Origin of the sequence: Neptuniibacter marinus, from assembly GCF_001597725.1 — a bacterium.
Lineage (GTDB): Bacteria > Pseudomonadota > Gammaproteobacteria > Pseudomonadales > Balneatricaceae > Neptuniibacter > Neptuniibacter marinus.
In genome coordinates this window covers 142,069-163,597 of sequence record NZ_LUTR01000003.1, presented here as the reverse complement: position 1 = coordinate 163,597, position 21,529 = coordinate 142,069, and the positions used below count along the sequence as shown (strand labels likewise).

The following is a 21,529-nucleotide window of genomic DNA, read 5'->3' as shown; positions in this document are numbered from 1 at the left end:
CAGCAAAATAGTTTTTTCTATACCAAAGTATAATTAACATCTAAATTTTACGACTTTCTTACAAAAGCAAGGTCGGACCAACTTTACAAAGTTTAGAGTAGCTAAGTGGAAAGTTGTTTACCACATAGATGCCATTTCTCCTCATCTAATCTTCCAACAGCGTAATCGCCACTTTCCTCCCAAGACATACCCTATCACTAAAAGAATTCTTATCAGGCCGTGCAGCCCTACTTTTTCTTGACAAAAAATAGTCTCGACTCTACTTTCCTATTTTGAAATATGTACCATAATCAGGCTATATATAAACTCAATTGGTGAGGCATTGCGATGAGCCAACAACGCCCCGTTAGTAATGAGCCAGATTCAGCAATTGATCTGGAAGATTGGATGAGCGATGACCTTGACTCAGTACAAGTCGACTCAACTATCCATAAAAAAGACAGTATTAATCCAGACAAGCGTCGACGCTTGGAGGCTATGCGTGAAGAACGAGAATTAATGAAAGATATCAAAGATGTATTTGATGATTGGTATGATGACTAACTGACTTTATATCCAACCCGTTTTGAGCGCGGGCTGAACCACCAGCCCGCGCTATATTTAGCGCGATGAACGGCAAAAAAATCATGTAATCATCCCTAGTCCCAAATACTTTACAACCCTAATGCCATAAAACCTGACTTTCTATCCATCTGATTGATAGAATAGCCTTATGCTGACTATATCAAACCGTATATCCATCCCTCTCAAGGAAATCGAATTTAAAGCGATCCGAGCCCAAGGCTGCGGTGGTCAAAACGTGAATAAAGTTTCTAGCGCTATTCATCTCCGCTTTGATATCAAACGCTCCTCCTTACCCGATTTTTTTAAAGACCGTTTATTAGCCTACCAAGATCAAAGGATCACTGCGGATGGTGTAATAGTTATAAAAGCACAAAGTTTTAGAGATCAGGAACGCAATAAAGAGGACTCTCTACTACGCTTACGACAGCTAATTAAAACCGCGACAACACTCGAGAAACAACGGCGGGCAACAAAACCCACACGCAGCTCGCAAAGAAAAAGAATGGACAAAAAGAATAAGCGGGGACAAATTAAAAAAGGCCGGGGAAAAGTCGACTTTTAACCCTCCCCCTAAATATGTGTTAAGCCAATCGTGTTAAATCTACATCTAACTGCAGGTCACCCACTGTGACATAAAGCTGCTCTTCACTAATCGTAATAGTCAGCTCCATATTTCGGCCGCATAACTCACTTAAACGATCCACCTGAGCAGCAGGGAAGCTATAGATCTCGGTTTTAGGTAACCCCATAAGTGCCTCAGAATGCTTAGCCCACCATATATCTACTTCTGAGCCATAAGCATAGAGTTTGACTTGATCAGCTCGGCTAACGCCTTTACGTATCCGCTCAGGCGAAGCTTGTCCAACTTCAATCCAACAACTCACAGAATTATCTGGACGTTTAATCCATAGATCAGGTTCATCATTAGCTGACAAACCTTTACTGAAAGAAAGGTCCTGATCATAGTTAAGCGCATAAGCCAATAACCGCACCATCATACGAACAGACGTTTCTGATGGATGTAAAGCTAAGGTCAACTTCTCCGTGGTATATATATCCCGATTCATATCAATCAGGTTCAACGTTGCTTTAAAGATGGTAGGTTTTAACGCCATGGGAGGGAACCTATAGATAATTATGAACGCCCACAAACAAGGACATTTACATTGAGTGCATCTTTATACTGCATCAACGAAGAGTTTTAAATACAATCTCTCCCCCATATTATTTTTACCGAATAAGATTTGAGGTCATTATGGAATTAAAACATCTGGCGATTCGCGAACTGGTTAAGGAATCGGAAGAGTCCCCCGCACGGATCACCGACCGCGGTGGCATAATCCCTATCGCCTCTCCGATCGCAACCCAGTTGTTTGAGACCCTTAACGCCGCCTTCAGTCGCCGCTCAAGTTTAACCCATGGTTCCTTTAACACTGAGAACGAAGAGAGTTACCCATTTATATCTGCGTTTGAAGAGTTTGTCAGCCAAGAGTGGGATGAAGCTGTATTCGCCACATTGGTTGATAAAAGCATGTCCCAGTTAGCGACGGCTATCAACAATCCATCTGCCCATAATGCCAATGGTGGATACGTTCTTTTCTCCCTATATGCCAGCGATCGTTATGAATATTTACTGATAGCGCTTGTCCGAGACAAAGCCAGTATAGGATTTGACAATGATCTCCATCCGACAGAAGTGATGGAAGTTAATCTGGATCAACTTCACCAGGCAGCGCGTATTAATATCAGCACCTTTCGCAAAAAGCAGGATAGCTATCTCAGCTTTATTGGTAGCAAAGAAAAAGGGGAGATTACTCACTTTTTCTCCACCGCATTTGGCTGTACCGATGTCACCCCATCACGTAAATCAACAGGTGAACTTATCCGCGCGACACGAGACTTCTGCAATCAAAATAATATGAGCGACCGTAAAGAAGAGGTCGTGGAAGACGTCGTCAGCTATTTATCAAAACAGCGTTCCGAAAAGGAATCAGCCAATCTGAATGAGATAGAAAATCTATTCGATGCCTACATTCCCCCAGAACAGGCAGAAACCGCAGCCGGCACCTTTGGACAATTTGCGAATAAAGGCCCCTATAACGTCAGCCAAGAGTTCCAACCTCATACCAGTACAATTAACCGCTTTGCCAAGCTTAAAGTTAAAGCGGATAACTGGAGTGTAGACTTCACTAAACGTAATTTTGGCGAACTTAACTCAGGTAAAGATATTGAATTCGACGAAGATAATAATCGCCTTATTATTAGTCGCTTACCCAGTAAAGTCATTAACCAACTGCGTGAAGCCCTAGAACAGGACGATTAAGAACCTTTCAGGTGATGTAACTGTAAAACCACTCACAGTTACATCATCCACCCTACCCATAAAGACACGCTTACAATTGAAGCTAATGTAGAAAGCACCACTGTAAGCGATGTTTCCTTCTCCTTTACGTCATATCGTAACGCCATAACATGCGCTAAGGCCCCAGTAGGCAGCGCAGCTAAGAAAACAGCAGCCAATAACCAGTTATGATCATTAAGCCCTGCCATCCGGAAAATAACTAAGGTAAGCAGCGGATGAATAAATAGTTTAACGACCACCAACCATACTAACTCCGCTTTACTTTGCTGTAGCGCTTTAAACTCCAAACTTGCTCCTAAACAAAACAGAGCAACCGGTACGGTTGCAGGTGCCAACAGATCCAAAGCATTGACAATAATAACCGGGAACTCAAGGGCTAATGCGGAAACTAAAACACCAAAAAACGTTGCTAAAAAGATAGGGCTACGTAAAAGAGATTTATCCAGAATCGCCAACAGTTGCTTAAACCCGCGACCATCCTGACGCTGGCTCTCAATAAGAAATTGAGTGCTGCCAATCTGGAATAGATTACCCAATAAGATAATGCTCACCATCGCCCCATAAGCTTCCTCTCCCAGCAAACCAAAAACCAGAGGAATACCCATATAAGCATAGTTAGAAAAGGTACCGTTTAATGCTCTAAAAACTAACACCTCCCGATCTTTCTCTTTAAAGAAAAAAACACATCCAAATACGGCAGCTAAAGCAGTTAACGTAGCGGCAAAAAGAAAAGCAAGCAGATACCAAGGTTGAAATAAACTATCAAGTGAGAGTTTATATACAGAGTTAAATAGCAGCGCGGGTACCGCAAAATAATAAACAAACGTGTTGAGTGGGGCTAACGAATATCCTGCCATAACAGTTCGCTTACCCAAATAGCCAAGGCCTATAAGAATAAAGAGGGATAGAATCGTTTCGATACCGGCCATAGACCTACACTACTCGCGTTCGCTAATTGGGGAATCAATTAGATCAATTTGTTCAACCAAGGTCTATACATCATCCCGTAATATCTTCCTATTACTCTCCTAAACTGACTCTTTAACTTTATTCGTTTAGGAACTAATATTTATTTTTTGTGCAGTGCAGCAAAAATAGTATTGACTTGGTCAAAAAACAGACTAGAATAGAACCCATATTGTGCAGCGCACAAGAACCTTAAGGAGAATTATTATGACGAACCCTGTTGATTTCCAGAAATCATTCGATGCCCTTCAATCTCTAATGAACTTGCAGGCTGCAGCGATCACAAAATCTATTGAACAGCAGAAAAAGTCTGGCGAACAGCTAACTTCTTTCTTCAAAACTGAAGCAGAGAAAGCTAAAGAGCTTAAAACTCCAGAAGAGCTAATCAAGTTCAACATGGAAGCAAACAAAGCGCTTTTCGAATTACTTAAAGGCCAAGGTGAAGCATTCACCTCTATCGCGAATGAAACACGCGAAGCTGCAATGACTGAACTACAGTCTATTGCAAAGTAATTGAATTGTTAGCAAGAAAAAAAGCCGAGCCCATGCTCGGCTTTTTTTTCCTTGTAAGAACCCACTATCATCTGTAACTTCATTAACTAAGTAATAACTTATCTAGGTCGTACGAGGGTTAGCCGTGCTTGAGGAAATTCTACTAGCAAGACAGCCAATTTTGGATGTTAACTACGAAACAATCGGCTATGAACTCTTATACCGCGATGTTAACGGCTGCCCTCCAGGTGAACTCTTTGATGCCACCGCTGCCACATGCCAAGTACTTATTAATGCATTCACCGGCGTTTTACATAAAGGACAGATGCGTATTCTTCCAGCCTTTATGAACGTAAATGAGGACCTTCTCTTCCACGAACTCCCCAGCTTCGCCGCTGATAACGTAGTTCTAGAGATTGTTGAAGATGTTCCAATTAACAAGGATACAATCGCGAAAGTCAGAGAACTATCGAAGAAAGGGTTCAAAATAGCTCTCGATGATTTTGTTTGGAACAATAAGTTTGAAGCCATTATGGATACAGTTGATATTGTAAAAATTGACGTGCTCAAGCTTAAAGGCAAGGCGCTTTTTCATACATTAGAAAAACTAGCACCTTATAACGTCACGCTCCTAGCTGAAAAAGTCGAATCTATCGTCGAATTTCATCGCTTTCGTAAACTTGGATTTAAGTTATTCCAAGGCTACTTTTTTGCCTATCCTGAAATTATTGAAGGACAACGAGTGAGTGGTAGTGAGCTAGTGATGATGGAGCTTCTATCTGAGCTAAACAATCCTGATGTAACGCCTGAAAACCTTGAAAAGATAATTTCCAAAGATCCTCGCCTCGCCCTGCGCTTATTAAAAATAGTTAATTCAGCCACATTCTCATTACAACGATCGATCTCTACAATTAATGAAGCAATTATTTTACTAGGCCTAGCTGAATTGAAACGCTGGGCAGTCGTAGTCTCTCTGTCTGGCAATTTAGATATTCCTGACGAGCTCTGTCGTGAACTGCTTATTCGTGCCAAGATGTGCGAATCTATGGCATCATATTATAATTCAGAACCCGGCTTATCCTTCTTAATGGGCATACTATCAGGGGCCGACGCCTTATTTTCTATTCCCATGATCGAGTTAAATAACCATATACCTATTAGCGATGCGGTTAGTGACGCTCTACTACATAGGGAAGGTGAACTCGGTCTTATGCTAAACGATGTGATCAGTTTTTCTCATTACCAATGGGATAAACTCTCTGGCCAAGTCAACGAAAATCACTTATTAAAATCTCAAAATAACGCTATACAATGGGCATTAGAGAGTCAAAAAGCTGCATCAATTTAAAGAGACACAGCAAAACATATACATCTAAAACCGACCGTCCCTGACTATCATTAATCTCACTATCCCTTTTTGCTCACCTACCCTAGAATAAAGGTATCACTATATCTTAGATAGGACGTCACCATGAGTATTTTTGTCACCAGCCTTGGTGCCACTGACAATGAACTGTGCGCTCCTATATGCCATTCAATACTTAATCAAATGAGCCCGAAAGGATTCAAGTTTAGGGGTATTCCAGCGGTAGAACCCCAAATCATTCTAGAAAAGAATCAAGTCAGCTTTACATTAAGCAGCTGCTACCTTAAGACTACTCCTATAATATTTGATTTTTCTGAAGCTGATCTATTTTTAGAGATTTATAGACAAGAGAAAAAAGTTTCAAAAGAGCTACAGATGCAGGTAAAGAAAAAAATAGACGAGTTAGAAAAGCTAGCAACAGGCGACTGTGTTCACAGTAAAAGTTGTGCACATTGCGTTATGACCTTAGTCAACCGTAATCTATTCCTCTAAGCTGCATTAACCCAATACACATTTTCGATGCCTAAAATAAATGCGTTTTTTATTAAATTATCCAGCATTTAGCATAGATACTTCTCTGTCGACTTAACCCGTTATATTTAATTATCTGGTTTATCTACCACAAAAATACATACATCTGTTTCATTTCATAAAACCTAGCCAGCACAATTGTGACTGGAGACGTTATAAGAAATCAGTAAGCATCAATCGAAAAAAACTATTTCACCCCACAGTAAAATTGAAAGGTAAGTTTCCAGCATAAAATTTACAATGTTACTTGATAGAAGATCATACAATTCTGGTATAATTGCCGATTGTTTTTGATTTTTTGTTTCGGAGCATAAACGAAAAATATGACTGAAGAAGAATTAGTCAGTCGTCTCTTTGCACTATCTACAGAGCAATTGGACGCTTTACAGAACAGTCTATTAGATAAAATTCGAGACAAGGACGCCAAACGAGAGCGGCTCAAGAAGCTTCCACCGCGAACATCCAATGATTTGGAAGCACTCGCAGATATGCAAGATTTGGATTTGAGCTCACTATTACGTGATGTAAAACGCTATTCATAATAGTTTAACTCTTAAAAGTATTGCCGATTAAACTTGGGCTTTAACTGAGTAAAGCCCTCATTTACTGATTTCACAGATTATATACAGGACATATATCAATGAGTCTTGCTGATAAAGTATTGGCCGTTAATAACGATCTTCCTATTCGCACAGATCAACCAATCCATAGCGGTAAAGTTCGCTCGGTTTACTGGTTAACTGAGGCTGATAGCAAACGCCTTATTAAAGAAAAAGGCTACGATGTCGCAGCTGATGCGCCGTTGGCTATTATGGTTATTAGTGACCGCATATCAGCCTTTGAATGTATCTGGCATGGAGAAGGCGGAATGAATGGTGTACCAGGAAAAGGTGCAGCCTTAAACGCTATATCCAACCACTGGTTTAAGCTCTTCCGTGAACATGGTCTTGCAGATAGCCATATATTAGATATTCCACACCCTTTTGTTTGGATCGTACAAAAAGCAAAACCTGTCATGATCGAAGCTATTTGTCGTCAATATATCACTGGGTCAATGTGGCGCTCTTATGCAAAAGGCGAGCGTGAGTTTTGTGGAATTGAAATTGCTGACGGCCTAAATAAAGACCAAAAGCTACCGGAGCTTCTTATTACTCCATCAACTAAAGGAATCCTTACCGGCATTCCCGGTGTCCCTGAAGTAGATGATGTTAATATCACACGAGATGATATCAGCAATAATCACGAAGCTTTCCAGTTCCGTAACCAAGATGATATCGCCCAATACGAGAAACTACTCAAAGAAGGTTTCGATGTTATCAGTAACGCACTTGCCGAGATTGATCAGGTATTCGTCGATACTAAGTTTGAATTTGGTTATGTCACGGATGCTGCAGGTAAGGAAAAGCTGATCTACATGGATGAGGTCGGTACACCTGATTCATCGCGTATATGGGATGGCCCTTCCTATCGCGAAGGCAAAGTAGTTGAAAATTCTAAAGAGGTATTTCGCCAAGAACTGCTTAACTACTTCCCCGATCCAGATATTCTTTTGAATAAAGAGCGTATGGATGAGCGTTATGCTCTAGCTAAAGATAATGCCTTACCTGAAGCCTTACTAATGAAGGTCTCTAAAACTTATGTAGGTATCGCAGAAAAGATTATTGGTCAACCACTGACACTTTCAGAAAACCCGAAAGCAGAAATTATCGAAATTTTACGTAAAGATTACGGATTGATCGATTAAACAAGCTTGATACACAAACATCTAAAACGAGCAGTTATCTACACTGCTCGTTTTTTTTAACTAACTCGTACACAGTTTTTCCCTTCATGTTTGGCCTGATACATGGCTTGGTCTGCACGACTAACCCAATGCTCAATACTTTCATTATGCTTATACTGAGCTACACCAAAACTACAGGTTACCGGCCTAGGTAATCCAAACTGATGCTGACAGATCTTTAATCGAAACTTTTCTGCTATTTTATGCGCTTTATCAAGATCCGTTTCAAGCATAATAAACAGAAACTCCTCTCCCCCCCAGCGTCCAAAACGATCGGTTTTACGCGACATCCCTGAGATCAATTTAGACAGTTTCACTAGCACTTTATCACCAACATCATGACCTAAACTGTCATTAATCTGTTTAAAATTATCTATATCAAAAAACATGACAGAGAGTGACCAATTATGCCGCTGTGCTAATTCAGTAAAGGACTCTAATTCAGAACGTAATTTATGACGACTAAAGATACCGGTTAAAGCATCCTTTTCTGCTATAGTTTTCAACATCTTATTGTAAGATATCACTTGTATATAGCGATATAGCCCCAACAAAGCGAGTATGACACTCACCCCTATCACGATCCAAATAGTGGTGTAATCAACCGTATGCTTATACTCCACAACCAACCAGCGGTTAATAATTGCATCACGCTCTTCAGGGGTTATTTCAGCAATCGATTTATTCAAAATACTCTGCAGATAAGGTCTATCATTTCTTATCGCAACACTAAAATCCCAGCTATCTCGCAGCTCATCATTGATCACTATATCTGCTATCTGAAACTCTTTAGCTATATGAGCAATATTCGCGCCTGCGCCTACAAATCCATCTATAGTGCCTGCTTGCAACAGGCGCAGTCCTTCAACCACATGATCTACACTTAAGATTTTAAGATTAGGGTATCGAATCGGCAGGATCTCTTGGAAAGCTGATTTCTCAATGACACCTAAGGTCATTTCAGGTAAGTGCTTTTTATTTTCATCGGCCTTCACAGCAATAATCGCAGGCACACTCAAATAGGGTCGCGTAAAATCAAGATACTGGCTTCTCTCTACCGTTTGCATGGCACCCGCTAAAAGATCACACTCTCCAGTGCGAATTTGTTTCAACGATTGCTTCCAAGTAATAGAGGGTACTATTTCATACTCAAGACCTACATTACCCATTATCAACTGTAGGTAATCAGCAAGCATACCCTGATATTTCCCTTGCCAATAAGATTCAAAAGGATGCCAATCCGGATGAACACATACTTTCACTTTAGGGTTTTCATCAAGATAGCTTTGCTCTGCTTGGCTTAACCTATACATATTACTGAGCGGGCGATAGATAAAATCAGAGAAATCGTAGCCTAAAAAAATACTCCCTGTAATCAGGTATACCTGCGCCATCTCATTAAACTTATTGATCGAAAGCGTGCCAAAATTACCATTATTATCAAAGGCTAACTTTCTAAGCTCTTCTCCCTCATAAATCAACGCAGATAAAGACTTATCTTGAGAGTTATAATATTTAAAAATAACTTCCGCCGTTTCTTCTATATGCTCAAATGCATAAAGCCAGCCTCTAATAGAAGCGCGATAAAAACGGTCTGTAATTTCAGGATTTTTTTCTACAAACTCCCTAGAAGTAAACAAAATATCTGAATACATATCAAAACCATAATCTTTAGGATGTATGGTGTTGTACTCCACTCCCTGTTTTTCCAAGTGAAAAGGTTCATTCGATATATAGGATGCCATAGCATCGGTTTTACCATTAATAAGATCTTCGGGGTTGTAACTATGTTCTTGCTGATTAAAGTCAGAAACTGTGATGCCCGCCTGCAAAAGCATCGCAATGATCTCTCCAACCTTTTTAGCGTCGTTGGTGATCATGACATTTTTATTTTTCAGATCGGAAGAGAGAAGAATATTGGAATCTTTACGAGTCAAAAGCATTAACGGAGACTGTTGATAAGCCGCAAACAGCGCAACCACATCCGCTCCCGCATTTTTATCAATTAACAATGAGGTACGCGCTATACCAAACTGGCTCTCACCCTGTATAACTTCATCAACAAGGTCAAGGTTAAAGTCATACTCTTTCAAACGGACATCTAAATTCTCTTCGGCATAGAAACCCTTTTCTATAGCCATATAGTAACCAGCAAATTGAAACTGATGCTTCCACAATAACCGAACATCAATAGTATCTTTAGCTGAAGCCAAGCCACTTAACAATATGAACAATACGCTGGCAAACAGTAACCGCATAGATAACCCTTAGAATAAAAACTCTGCACTTCAGTTTAGATCAGGAATATGAAGTTGGAACGACAAATTAGATGAAAAACTCTACGTATTTTCTATAATGGAACAAAAAATCGGGATACAACCTTATTTATATTATTTAAGCGATGAACTGAGTACTTCAATGCATTCTTCAGACTGTACACTGATCGGATGAATGCGCTATATGCTGAGCTTGAGCAGGCAATTATCCCACTAATACAATGGTTGCAAACAAAATTTTCTAAAGCATCTAGCATTGAACTTCTATCTCAAGGCGAAAATACCCCGTTGTCGAAACAATAATTTGATAATGGCTTATTTTACCACTATTAACACTACAACAATGGCCTAAGTTCCCTCTTGTGCTTCAATAATAACGACGCCATTTTCTAGTTGAGTTGCTTGCTTGGGGAAACAAAACTTACTTTTAAGATTATTCTACTTTACCCAACGCCCCATCTAGGAAATCACAACTGCTAATTCTAGCATTTTAACAATGGTAAGGCTCGCCCACCCACTATTTCCAAGCCACTCTATTCAGCCAATGAGGAGAGAAAAGCATTAGCTACAGGAAAGTCGGTAATAGGTTAAGAGGCTCTTCTTTCAACAGGAACACTGAACAACGACTCCACCTTACAGATTGCAACTATAGAAGATTCAATAATACACAAAGTATGTAATTTACTCTGTGTATCATTTTGCAATTAACAACTCTACTGCCGCTTTCAAAGCCGCCTCATCACAATCAAAACAGGTTCCTTTAGGTGGCATAGCGCCTTTGCCCACAACAACCGTTTGTACCATCACATCCATGCCCTGCGCTATACGCGGCTCCCATGCTGCACTATCTCCGGGTTTTGGCGCCCCGCCAACACCCGCAACATGACAGCCTTTACAGTGTTTATCATAGATCACTTGACCCTCTGCGTGTACATAGGAGATAGATGACAATAGCACTAAACCAATTAGCCCTAGTGTTTTACCCATTACGATTACCTCAATTGAAATAGATGAACCCGCTTGAAAAAATATCCGTCCAAAATCCGACCTAATTCCACAGACCCAATACTCAACTATTAGCACTAAGAAACCATTAACCTGAATCAAAAAGTAGCCGTAAAATCTATTCGTTATAAAAGCTAGGATAAGTAACAGCTAAACTCGCGCAGGCATTCATATTGCGATTGATGGTTTTGGTAGAGATTATTACGGACTCAGTTATTTAAACCAATTAGCGGTCAATTACCTTAAAGCCGATAAAAGTTTTACCGCTGCCATAGCTTCCGATTCAATGAATATAGCTTCCGATTCAATGAATACTGATGTGTTGACATGATTATCACTTTAGCTAAAAGGCTAGGATTGATAGTAAGTGCAGAAGGGGTCGAAACGATTAAACAGCCTGAACATTGAGCACAACTAGATATCTAATTTCATCAAGGCTGACTCTACAATAAAGCCTCAACCTCAAAGACTTAATCACGCATATTGAAAACCATGCAATGTATATAAAATAAAGTGACGCCAACCTTAGTGCCATAAAAAAGCGGCTATAAAAGCCGCTTTTTTAAGTTTGATGGTCACTAAGCTTATGCGCTTAATTCCAACAGTAACTTATTAAGACGAGCAACATAAGTCGCGGGATCATCCAATTGTGCTCCCGCGGCTAAACCAGCCTGATCAAATAAAACCAAAGCAAGATCAGCAAAGCGATCTTCATCAGCTTCTTTATCAAGTTTCTCAATCAACGGATGTTCAGGATTTACTTCAAACGTTGGCTTGCTATCAGGAACCGCCTGACCTGCTGCTTCCATAATCTGACGCATCTGCAGACCCATATCTTGCTCACCTAACACTAAGCAAGCAGGTGAATCCGTCAAACGAGTAGTAATACGTACATCAGCAACTTTGTCACCTAAGCTTGCTTTCAAGCGCTCAACTAACCCTGAAAGCTCTTTAGCCGCCTCTTCCTGAACTTTCTTCTCTTCTTCAGTCTGAGTATCATCCAGATCAAGCTGACCTTTAGTTACATCTTGGAAAGCCTTCTCATCATAGTTATGCAGCTGGCTCATCATCCAATCATCAATACGATCGGTCATTAGCAGCACTTCGATTCCTTTCTTACGGAAGATCTCTAAGTGCGGGCTATTTTTAGCCGTGTTGTAGTTATCAGCAACCACAAAGTAGATCTTATCCTGACCTTCAGGCATGCGAGAGATATAATCATCCAACGATACATTCTGCTCTTCGCTACCCGTATGAGTTGAAGAGAAGCGCATTAACTTAAGAATTTTCTCGCGGTTAGTATAATCTTCCGCAGGGCCCTCTTTCAGTACCTGACCAAACTCTTTCCAGAAAGATGCATATTTTTCAGGATCATTTTTGCCTAATTTGATCAACATATCCAAAACACGCTTAGTCAAAGCAGAGCGTAATTTGTCAACGTTTGCATCTTTCTGCAGGATTTCACGTGAGACGTTAAGTGAAAGGTCTTTAGTATCAATTACACCTTTCATAAAGCGAAGGTATAGCGGCAAAAACTCATCCGCTTGATCCATAATAAAGACACGCTGCACGTAGAGCTTTAAGCCGCGTGGCGCTTCACGGTTCCAAAGGTCATAAGGTGCGCGCTCAGGAACAAACAGCAGGCTGGTGTACTCCATATTCCCTTCAACACGGTTATGGGCCCATGTAAGTGGGTTCCCGAAATCGTGGGATATATGCTTGTAAAACTCCTGATATTCCTCTTCAGTAATATCAGATTTATTACGTGTCCACAACGCAGTAGCGCTGTTCACGGTTTCATCTTCAAGCTCAACAGCCTTATCTTTTTCTTCTTCGCCTTCTTCATCAAAATTAGGTGTTGCTTCTTTCTGCATAACAACCGGGATAGAGATATGATCTGAATATTTACGTACTAGACCACGTAAGGCAAAACCATCAGCAAAACTCTCTTCACCTTCTTTAAGGTGCAGAACAATACGTGTACCACGCCCCTCTTTCTCCACATCGCCAATGCTAAACTCACCTTCGCCTTCTGAAGCCCAGTGCACACCCTCAGCTGCAGGAAGGCCAGCTTTGCGCGTGAATACCTCTACGCGGTCAGCCACAATAAAAGAGGAGTAAAAGCCAACACCAAACTGGCCGATCAACTGGCTATCTTTAGACTGATCACCCGTTAACTGAGAAAGGAATTGTGATGTACCTGATTTTGCAATCGTACCTAAGTGCTCGATCACTTCATCACGGCTCATACCAATGCCGTTATCTTCAATTGTTAAGGTTTTTGCTTCCTTATCAAAGCTAATATTGATTTTAAGGTCGCCATCATTTTCATACAGAGATCCATCCGATAATGCTTCAAAGCGTAATTTTTCAGCGGCATCTGACGCATTTGAGATTAATTCGCGGAGAAAAATATCTTTATTCGAATAGAGGGAATGAATCATCAAATGAAGCAACTGCTTCACTTCTGTCTGAAAACCATGGGTTTCTGTACGAGTTTCGGTAGTCATTAACACTTATCCAATATGTCGATTATCACAAGAAACAGTGCTTTGCTGATAAACAACAAAGCAGCCTATGAAAACAATATTGGGACGTGAGAATTCATTTCAAGCGTAACAAGCAGCTTTTTTAATCTCCAGCACTCATCATTAAGGTTTTTAAGGTCGACGATTTAAACTCACGTCGATAGAGCACATAGACAACACCTGCACTCAAGGCCATGAATAACCATGGGTTAATAAACCAACCGAGAATAGCCAAACAAAAATAATAGGTACGTAAACCCACATTAAAATTATTTGCTGCCATCGATGTCATTTTCGCAATACGGTTCGCATGAGCTTCCGTTTGCTGCTCAGATACATGCTCTTCTGGTAAAGGTGCTCCCCCCACCATAATTGAGACGAAACCGTACTGACGAAGGCTCCACGTAAATTTAAAAAATGCATATACAAACAGAATAATCATCAACAAAATTTTGAGTTCCCACTCCGCGCTCGTTGCTTTAGATGCAAAAGGGATATCAGAAACCACATCGATAACTTGCTGTGTTGAGCCTAACACTGTCATTAAACCAGCGACTATTAGCATTGTCGTGGAGGCAAAAAAGGAGACTCCCCGTTCAAGGTTCGCAATCGCCGTAGTATCAGCAATACGCACCTCACGAGTCAGCATTCTTAGCATCCACTCCTTTCGATACATATGCAAAAGGCTCGCTAAACAGGGCGTTTCATAACTCTTTTTACGGGCATAATGCATATAACCTTTGAAGCAGACTAAAAACCAAATTAAGGCGATAATATTGAGCCAGTTATCTTGAAAAAATTGGTAAACCGATCCCATAAGCAAAGCCCCAACATAAAATTAATCGTGCAATCTAATACAACTCATTGTAAAACAAGTAAGAATCAAAAGAATACATGATTTTATTTGATCCTGATTTCGTCCCACACGTTCATTGGAAACTAGCAGCAATGTATATAGATCTTCAAGCACTAATCATCGTGACTTTATTTGCCTACCTTTTTTATCATTGGTGGCAATCACAAAAAGTAAAAGAGGTCGCTCTAAATCGTATTCGCAAACAGTGTAAAGAGCTTGATCTTCAGTTACTCGATGACAATATTAATTTAAGTGCTTTTTGGTTAAAACGGGCAGCTGATGGCAAGATAAGAATCTGGCGTTCTTATAATTTTGAATTTTCTTCGACCGGTGAAGAGCGCTACTCTGGCCGAGTTACTACTTTAGGCTATCAAATAACGGATGTACATTTAGATCCGCATATTCTCCACTAAAAGAAATGATAAAGCCCAGTCTATTACAAATTTCAGACACAAAAAAAGCAAGACCTTAGCCTTGCTTTTTCTTACTAGAACTTACTAAGCATTAGATCTTAGTGATGTTCTCAGCCTGTGGGCCTTTCTGGCCTTGAGTTACAGTGAACTCAACTTTCTGACCTTCAGCTAAAGTTTTGAAACCGTCGCCTTGAATCGCAGAGAAATGAGCGAAAACGTCTGGGCCATTTTCCTGCTCGATGAAACCAAAACCTTTTTCTTCGTTAAACCATTTAACTGTACCAGTAGTAGACATAATAGTAGTCCTATTCTTTCAGAGTAATTTTTTGCCTCATAAGAGACGGATTGTGCTAGAAGTGTTGCGATTACTTATGAAAAACAGGACGAGGTACTGATAAGACTTCGTAATGGTGTGCATAAATATACGTCTTACTTTCAAGCGAGTTCCATTCTATAAAGCTTATTAAGCTCTGGTCAACGAAAAAAACACTTTTATTCAATAAATTTTCAATTAATTTTATTTATGATGAACAGGTTAAAGAAATCCCACCTGCCCACTCAGGTGGTGCAGCAGAAAAACGACTAAATTCACTGCGTTCATCCATAGGATTACGCAGTAACATCAACAAATCATGAACCAAGGTAAAGTCCCCTTCCGTGGCCGTACGAATCGCTTCTTCCGCCATATAATTACGTAATATATATTCTGGGTTAACCGCCCGCATTTGGGCACGACGTATAGGAAAACTGGCGACCTCTTGCTCAAGGCGCGCCTCATAAGCGATTAGCCACTCACTTAAAGCCGCAGGTACTTTAATCAACGCCATTAGAGCAGCGGTAGAAGCATCAGAACCATCAAAATTCGATAAGCAACGGAAAAACCTGTTCATATCAACAGAATAAAGCGCAAACAGCTTAAGCAATGACATGACTAGCTCTTCATCAGCTTCATCTTGTAACTGTAGGCCCAAGCGTTTCCTGAACTCAGCCAGCTCTGCTTGTTTATATTGTTCTGAATACTGATCTAGCACAACTACCACATCATCACGTTCAATTAGAGGTAATAAAGCCTGTCCAAGACAGGATAAATTCCATTGAATGATTGAGGGCTGATTTGCGAAAGCGTAACGGCCTTGGTGATCATTACCATTTGCAACATGGCCTGGCTTGTAATGATCCATAAAGGTATAAGGCCCATAATCAAAGGTCTCTCCAATAAGCGACATATTATCCGTATTAAGGACCGCATGAACAAAGCCGTATGCTTGCCACTTCGCCACCAAAGAAGCACTTCGCTGCACAACCTCTTTATACATAGAGAGATAAGGCTTTTCGGTCTGCAAACAATGGGGGAAATAGCGTTCTAAACAATAGTCGGCTAAAACCTTAAGCTCATCATGCTGACGGGTATAGTAAAGGTGTTCAAAATGGCCAAAACGGATATGACATTGAGTGACACGTAAAACCGTTGCACAGGGTTCCATCATCCCATTACGCATAGCTAGCTCTTCACTACCCACCAATGACAATGCCCGAGTCGTTGGAATACCTAAGCCATGCATAGCTTCACTAATGAGATACTCACGAATACTTGAGCGTAGTACAGCTCGACCATCACCAAAACGAGAAAAGGCAGTTTTTCCAGCTCCTTTCAGGTGTAGATCCCAGCGTTCGCCTTTTTTGTTAACCACCTCACCTAATAGTAAACCTCGACCATCACCTAACTCAGGGTTATACACGCCAAATTGATGGCCGGTATATTTCATCGCTAAAGGTTCACTGCCGGGTAGAAGCTCTTCACCGCCTAAATAACCAGCGATGACTGAAGGATTAACAGCGCAAGGATCAATATCTAGTAACTGCGCAACATCGGGATTAAAACCAATTAAAAATGGATTTTTAAGCGGTGTAGGATGAAGCCGCTGATAAAAAGTTTCAGGTAGACTAAGATAACTGTTATCAAAATTAAGTGTTTTCAGCGTTGCCATTGAATAATCGTCCTACATATAACGTCCTTTTACCCTATCATTTTAGTCGGGTATTATCATCCCAAATATTATGCGGTGATAACAAAAAATGAACGCAGAAGTAAATACAGAACCAAGCTATCAAGAGAGAATATGGCAAGCGGTATCAATGATACCTAAAGGCTATGTCGCTACCTATGGGCAAGTTGCCGAACTAGCTGGATTACCGCGTATGGCTAGAGCTGTGGGTCGTACCTTGAGCCAGCTACCTAAAGACACTCAACTGCCTTGGCATAGAATCATCAATGCAAAGGGGATGATCTCTTTCCCTAGTGAAAGCGAAGCATATAAACGCCAGCGCTTTCGACTAGAAGAAGAAGGCATCAGTTTTATCAATGGTAAAATAAAACTGAAAAGTTACCAATGGCGCCCCTAAAGATGTAACACCGCTATCTTTAATGGCGACTGACCATCCGGTGATGGGAAATCTGACTCAGGTGTTAGGAGCTCTATATTCTGAATAGGTCTACCCGCTTTTTCAGCACAACGTTTTACCACATCAAGCCATTCATCCATTGGGACTTTAGCCACGTTGTTTGTGCATATAAGAGTCCCACCCTCTTTTGTCGCTAATAGAGAGGGCTTTAGCACACTCGGATAATCGCGAATAAGATCAACTGTACCAAAATGACTTTTCGCCCATCTTGGTGGGTCAAGATAGACTATATCAAACTGCTGTTGCTCCAAACGAGGGAAGGTACGCGGCTTTTGTCCACGACGAATGCGCTGTTTAACAGGGATACCAGCAAACTGCTTCACTGCAGTAAAAAAATCGCTTTGAATAAACTTGATCTGTTCTGAACTTAAATTATTGAGTTCTGAGTTTTCTTTGCCAATGGCTAAATTACGTTCTGCAAAATCTACATTTACAACCGTTTCAGCGCCCGCAATCGCCGCACATAGCCCTACACCGCAGGTATATGAAAACAGGTTAAGCACGCTTTTGTTCGCAGCATGCGCCTTGATGTAACGTCGACCGACGCGCATATCAAGGAAGAGAAAAGGGTCTTGACCTGAATGCTTACCTTTTACTCGGTAATTCACCCCTAACTCTTGCCCTACTAGCGTTAAGCTACGTTCATCATTAGCATCCTGCCGACGCGAGTTACTTGCACTACGATCGTTATAAATGATCTCTTCCGTAGAAAACAGTATGCTGTAAAATGCCTCTATCTCGGCAACTTGCATTTCATTTAGAGAATCATGAAAGCTTTGGATCAGAAGTTGAGGTCCGTAACGATCAATTGTTAAGCCCGCCATACCCTCATTCGTACCATGAAAAAGCCGGTAACAGTTTGTCTCTTCTGCATGAAGCGTTTCAAGTAAAGAGGCTCGATTTTGATAAGCTTGCTGAAGTAAGGGGACTAAGTCTGTCATCTGATCTGCACTAAGAAGGTAAAAGGGGCTGCGATTCTACGTGGTCAAAGGCGATTAAGAAACGATAGAGATACGCCAATCATGAAAAGGGATTAGTGATCCCGCTTATAACACCAACACTCGGTTAGATGGTCATTCACCATACCAATAGCCTGCATATAGGCATAAATAATAGTAGACCCCACAAAAGACATACCCCGCTTTTTTAAATCTTTTGAGATGAGATCACTTATTTCAGTGGTAACCGGCACCTGTTCGAAAGTGACCCAGTGGTTAATAATGGGTTTATGATCAATATAAGCCCAAAGATAATTAGCAAAAGAGCTAAACTCTTGTTGAATCGCTATAAAAACAATAGCGTTTTTCCGTGCAGAGTAGATCTTAAGTTTATTACGTATAATCGCTGCATTCTCGCGTAAAGCTTCAAGTTCCTCATCGCTCATCGCTGCTACTTTGTGCACATCAAATTGATAAAATGCTTGACGATAGCCCTCACGCTTTTTTAAGACCGTATCCCAACTCAGTCCCGCTTGAGCCCCTTCTAACACCAGCATCTCAAATAACTTTTGATCATTTCGCTCAGGAATTGACCATTCATTATCATGATAATCGGCATAATAGCTTTGATTCGGTTTGTTACCGAAGCAACGTTTTTTACCATCCGTTTGTGAAACGTCCACCCTCTACCCCTTCAACCAAACTGCACATCATTTGCTGTTACGCAGGTTAAAATACATCTGTGCACATCACGACCAACCAATGGTTTCCATATAGCCGTTAACACAATCCCGTATCTCTTTCGTTGTATGTAACGTCAACGCCTGCTGTAAAACTCCTTGGGCATCTTTACTATCAATCATCCTAATCAATTTTTTAATTTTAGGTAGGTAGGCAGCCCCTAAACTCAATGATGAGAGCCCCATCCCTATCAATAAAACAACTGCAAATGGCTCAGACGCAAGTTCACCACATAAACTGATCGGTAAACCAGCCGCTTTCGCATTTGTAACTGCACGATTAACCTCATGCACAACGGCTGGATGTAGAGGATCATAAAGATTCGCCACTCGCGCATTATTACGGTCCACTGAGAGTAGATACTGACTAAGATCATTGGAACCAATTGAGACAAAATCTAGTTCTTCAGCCCAAAAAGGGATCTGTGATATAGCCGCGGGCACTTCAATCATACAACCGACTTTGGGTGGATTAACGCTAAACCCCTCCTCCTCCAGCTGCTCTAAAGCATTACAAACCAGTTTTTTGAAGGACTGAATTTGCTCTTTAGCAGAGACCATAGGTATCAATATATTTAACTGCCCATCCGTTCCCGCAGATAAAAGCATTGAGCGAATCTGAGTCAGTAAAAGATGGGCATTATCTAAACCAAACCGAATCCCGCGCCAACCTAAGGCGGGGTTCATTTCATCCTGTATAGGGAAATAAGGCAATTGTTTATCCCCACCAATATCGAGGACACGCATATTGATAGGCTTTGACGGAAAAGCGGCAAATATTTGGGAATATATTTGTATCTGCTCATCTTCCGTAGGAAACGCTTGGCACGTCATAAAAGGTATTTCAGTACGATATAAACCTATGCCTTCGGCACCGCTCGTCACACTGGGTTTAATATCATTAACCAAGCCACTGTTAGCCATTAGCTTTATTTTCACACCATCGACTGTCTGCGCTGGTAAATCTTTAAGCTGCTTGAGTTGCTCAACCTCTTTGCTGTTCTTTTTACCCGCTCTACGATACTCATTGCAGATAGCTTTACTTGGATTTTGAATAACGCAGGCATTATCCGCATCGAGTACAATTCGCTTCCCTTGAACAAAATGATTATTTCGCCCAATCCCAAGCACCGCAGGGATACCTAAGGCATTAGCAAGTACAGCCGTATGTGAAAGATAGGAGCCGTTCATGCACACAATACCGGCAACAATACCGGTAGGGAATATAGCTACATCAGTCACACCGATATCAGAACCCAATAAAATAATAGGCGTTTTCGGTAAATCTTTTACATGACTATCAACAGGGCCGTTATAAATATTGAGGATTTTATTACCTAAATGGAGGAGATCATCAGCCCTCGCGGCTAAATAAGAATCTTCCATAGCCCTAAATGAATCGGCATAGGAATAAAGAGCGCGCTTCAGTGCCGTTAAAATATTAGCACCGGACGTTACTTCAGACTCAATCAGCACATTTAAAGCGGGATCTAGCAGTAGCATTTGATAAGCATCAAAAATACCGGAAATACTACCATCACCTAAGCTCTGACCTAACAGAGCTTTCTCTTCATTTAAGCTAAGAACAACCTCCTCTTTAAGCGATTTCCAGCGTGCTAATTCCGCTTCGACATTATCACACTGGCCCACCTGAATCTGATCTAAACTCGCTGAGGAAAGTGTATACACCGGAGCAACAGCAATACCTGGAGCCCCTTTCACGCCCTCAATGCGGAAATTTAATTGTTTCCTGCCTTTTTTTAAACGCATGACATTAGGCACAATTGCCGCTAAGTGAGCGGCAAGCGTGACTAAAAGTGCTTCATAATCTTCAGACAGTTTTTCTGCTCGCCTGTTTTGTACAACTAAACCACCAACACTTTCACCTTGTCTTACTAAAGGAACGCCACAGTAACTTTTAAAAGCTTGCTCGCCTGTACTCGGTATAAATTCGTAGCCTTTTTCTGTAGAGGCATTGGCCACGTTAATTAAGTGTTTAGATGTAATCACTCGCCCAATCAGACCTTTACCCTCACCAAGCGAGATAGGATGATCAGCTTTCAAACCATGAGTGGCAAAAAGCGTCGGTTCACGTTTTTCATTTAACAGATACAAACTACATACATCGATAGAGAAGAGATCGCTAATAGAATCTACAATCAGCTTGATCTGCTTTTCAGGGTCGACTTCATTACTAACCCGGTTTATAAGTTTGGAGATCTGGAATACGACATTTTCCATCTGAT

The 21,529-nt window shown here is 40.9% G+C and carries 22 protein-coding genes; 11 read left to right on the top strand and 11 right to left on the bottom strand.

Annotated elements, in window-relative coordinates; all coding sequences use genetic code 11:
* Window positions 1-327: 327 nt before the first annotated feature.
* Together A3774_RS04425 and arfB are read left to right on the top strand one after the other, a co-directional pair.
* The gene (locus tag A3774_RS04425; protein ID WP_067863728.1) at window positions 328-543 is read left to right on the top strand and encodes a PA3496 family putative envelope integrity protein; all 216 of its coding nucleotides are present in this window, start codon (window positions 328-330) and stop codon (window positions 541-543) included.
* A 169-nt stretch (window positions 544-712) separates the two neighbouring features.
* Entirely contained in the window at window positions 713-1,126 is a 414-nt protein-coding gene (arfB, locus tag A3774_RS04420) for an alternative ribosome rescue aminoacyl-tRNA hydrolase ArfB (protein WP_067863725.1), read from the top strand.
* Between the two features lie 19 nt (window positions 1,127-1,145).
* Here arfB and A3774_RS04415 read toward each other — a convergent pair whose 3' ends face one another.
* A complete protein-coding gene (locus tag A3774_RS04415; protein WP_067863722.1) occupies window positions 1,146-1,679 on the bottom strand; it encodes a YaeQ family protein in 534 nt (177 codons plus the stop codon).
* A gap of 140 nt (window positions 1,680-1,819) precedes the next feature.
* Here A3774_RS04415 and A3774_RS04410 point away from each other — a divergent pair, with 140 nt between their 5' ends.
* Window positions 1,820-2,887 (top strand): nucleoid-associated protein, encoded by a 1,068-nt coding sequence (locus A3774_RS04410; RefSeq protein WP_067863719.1) that lies wholly within the window; start codon window positions 1,820-1,822, stop codon window positions 2,885-2,887.
* A gap of 38 nt (window positions 2,888-2,925) precedes the next feature.
* Here A3774_RS04410 and A3774_RS04405 read toward each other — a convergent pair whose 3' ends face one another.
* A complete protein-coding gene (locus tag A3774_RS04405; protein ID WP_067863716.1) occupies window positions 2,926-3,855 on the bottom strand; it encodes an AEC family transporter in 930 nt (309 codons plus the stop codon).
* A gap of 244 nt (window positions 3,856-4,099) precedes the next feature.
* On the opposite strand from A3774_RS04405, the gene A3774_RS04400 reads away from it, so the two are divergent.
* From A3774_RS04400 to A3774_RS04380, 5 genes are all read left to right on the top strand, one after another.
* Entirely contained in the window at window positions 4,100-4,405 is a 306-nt protein-coding gene (locus A3774_RS04400) for a hypothetical protein (RefSeq protein WP_067863713.1), read from the top strand.
* 124 nt (window positions 4,406-4,529) lie between these two features.
* Complete coding sequence (locus A3774_RS04395; RefSeq protein WP_067863708.1) at window positions 4,530-5,732, top strand: EAL and HDOD domain-containing protein; 1,203 nt, start codon at window positions 4,530-4,532, stop codon at window positions 5,730-5,732.
* A gap of 123 nt (window positions 5,733-5,855) precedes the next feature.
* A complete protein-coding gene (locus A3774_RS04390; RefSeq protein WP_067863705.1) occupies window positions 5,856-6,242 on the top strand; it encodes a hypothetical protein in 387 nt (128 codons plus the stop codon).
* 362 nt (window positions 6,243-6,604) lie between these two features.
* Complete coding sequence (locus tag A3774_RS04385) at window positions 6,605-6,823, top strand: hypothetical protein (protein WP_067863702.1); 219 nt, start codon at window positions 6,605-6,607, stop codon at window positions 6,821-6,823.
* A 98-nt stretch (window positions 6,824-6,921) separates the two neighbouring features.
* The gene (locus A3774_RS04380) at window positions 6,922-8,025 is read left to right on the top strand and encodes a phosphoribosylaminoimidazolesuccinocarboxamide synthase (RefSeq protein WP_067863699.1); all 1,104 of its coding nucleotides are present in this window, start codon (window positions 6,922-6,924) and stop codon (window positions 8,023-8,025) included.
* Window positions 8,026-8,081: 56 nt separating this feature from the next.
* Here the strand turns inward: A3774_RS04380 and A3774_RS04375 are convergent, their stop codons facing one another.
* Together A3774_RS04375 and A3774_RS04370 are read right to left on the bottom strand one after the other, a co-directional pair.
* A complete protein-coding gene (locus tag A3774_RS04375; protein WP_067863696.1) occupies window positions 8,082-10,322 on the bottom strand; it encodes a diguanylate cyclase in 2,241 nt (746 codons plus the stop codon).
* A gap of 711 nt (window positions 10,323-11,033) precedes the next feature.
* On the bottom strand, window positions 11,034-11,327 hold the full coding sequence (locus A3774_RS04370) for a c-type cytochrome (protein WP_067863693.1): 294 nt from the start codon (window positions 11,325-11,327) through the stop codon (window positions 11,034-11,036).
* Window positions 11,328-11,511: 184 nt separating this feature from the next.
* Here A3774_RS04370 and A3774_RS17235 point away from each other — a divergent pair, with 184 nt between their 5' ends.
* Window positions 11,512-11,676: an EAL domain-containing protein gene (locus A3774_RS17235; RefSeq protein WP_082792352.1), complete on the top strand. Its 165-nt coding sequence runs from the start codon at window positions 11,512-11,514 to the stop codon at window positions 11,674-11,676.
* A gap of 253 nt (window positions 11,677-11,929) precedes the next feature.
* Here A3774_RS17235 and htpG read toward each other — a convergent pair whose 3' ends face one another.
* A complete protein-coding gene (gene htpG, locus A3774_RS04365) occupies window positions 11,930-13,855 on the bottom strand; it encodes a molecular chaperone HtpG (protein WP_067863690.1) in 1,926 nt (641 codons plus the stop codon).
* Window positions 13,856-13,976: 121 nt separating this feature from the next.
* Window positions 13,977-14,690: a DUF599 domain-containing protein gene (locus tag A3774_RS04360; RefSeq protein WP_067863687.1), complete on the bottom strand. Its 714-nt coding sequence runs from the start codon at window positions 14,688-14,690 to the stop codon at window positions 13,977-13,979.
* Window positions 14,691-14,767: 77 nt separating this feature from the next.
* Here A3774_RS04360 and A3774_RS04355 point away from each other — a divergent pair, with 77 nt between their 5' ends.
* On the top strand, window positions 14,768-15,142 hold the full coding sequence (locus A3774_RS04355) for a DUF3301 domain-containing protein (RefSeq protein ID WP_231867933.1): 375 nt from the start codon (window positions 14,768-14,770) through the stop codon (window positions 15,140-15,142).
* A gap of 91 nt (window positions 15,143-15,233) precedes the next feature.
* Here A3774_RS04355 and A3774_RS04350 read toward each other — a convergent pair whose 3' ends face one another.
* Both A3774_RS04350 and A3774_RS04345 read right to left on the bottom strand, forming a co-directional pair.
* Window positions 15,234-15,440, bottom strand: a complete 207-nt coding sequence (locus A3774_RS04350) for a cold-shock protein (RefSeq protein WP_067863684.1) — start codon at window positions 15,438-15,440, stop codon at window positions 15,234-15,236.
* A 223-nt stretch (window positions 15,441-15,663) separates the two neighbouring features.
* Window positions 15,664-17,130, bottom strand: coding sequence for a protein adenylyltransferase SelO (locus A3774_RS04345; RefSeq protein ID WP_067863681.1), 1,467 nt, complete (start codon window positions 17,128-17,130; stop codon window positions 15,664-15,666).
* Window positions 17,131-17,218: 88 nt separating this feature from the next.
* Between A3774_RS04345 and A3774_RS04340 the strand changes: the two genes are divergently transcribed.
* Window positions 17,219-17,545, top strand: coding sequence for an MGMT family protein (locus tag A3774_RS04340; protein ID WP_067863678.1), 327 nt, complete (start codon window positions 17,219-17,221; stop codon window positions 17,543-17,545).
* Here A3774_RS04340 and A3774_RS04335 read toward each other — a convergent pair.
* The 3 genes from A3774_RS04335 to ptsP all read right to left on the bottom strand — a co-directional run bounded on the left by A3774_RS04335 (window position 17,542) and on the right by ptsP (window position 21,524).
* Window positions 17,542-18,546: a class I SAM-dependent rRNA methyltransferase gene (locus A3774_RS04335; protein WP_067863676.1), complete on the bottom strand. Its 1,005-nt coding sequence runs from the start codon at window positions 18,544-18,546 to the stop codon at window positions 17,542-17,544. The two genes, A3774_RS04340 and A3774_RS04335, sit on opposite strands and share 4 nt — an antisense overlap.
* 92 nt (window positions 18,547-18,638) lie before the next feature.
* Entirely contained in the window at window positions 18,639-19,226 is a 588-nt protein-coding gene (locus A3774_RS04330; protein ID WP_067863672.1) for a DNA-3-methyladenine glycosylase I, read from the bottom strand.
* Window positions 19,227-19,292: 66 nt separating this feature from the next.
* Entirely contained in the window at window positions 19,293-21,524 is a 2,232-nt protein-coding gene (gene ptsP, locus A3774_RS04325; RefSeq protein ID WP_067863669.1) for a phosphoenolpyruvate--protein phosphotransferase, read from the bottom strand.
* Window positions 21,525-21,529: the final 5 nt, after the last annotated feature.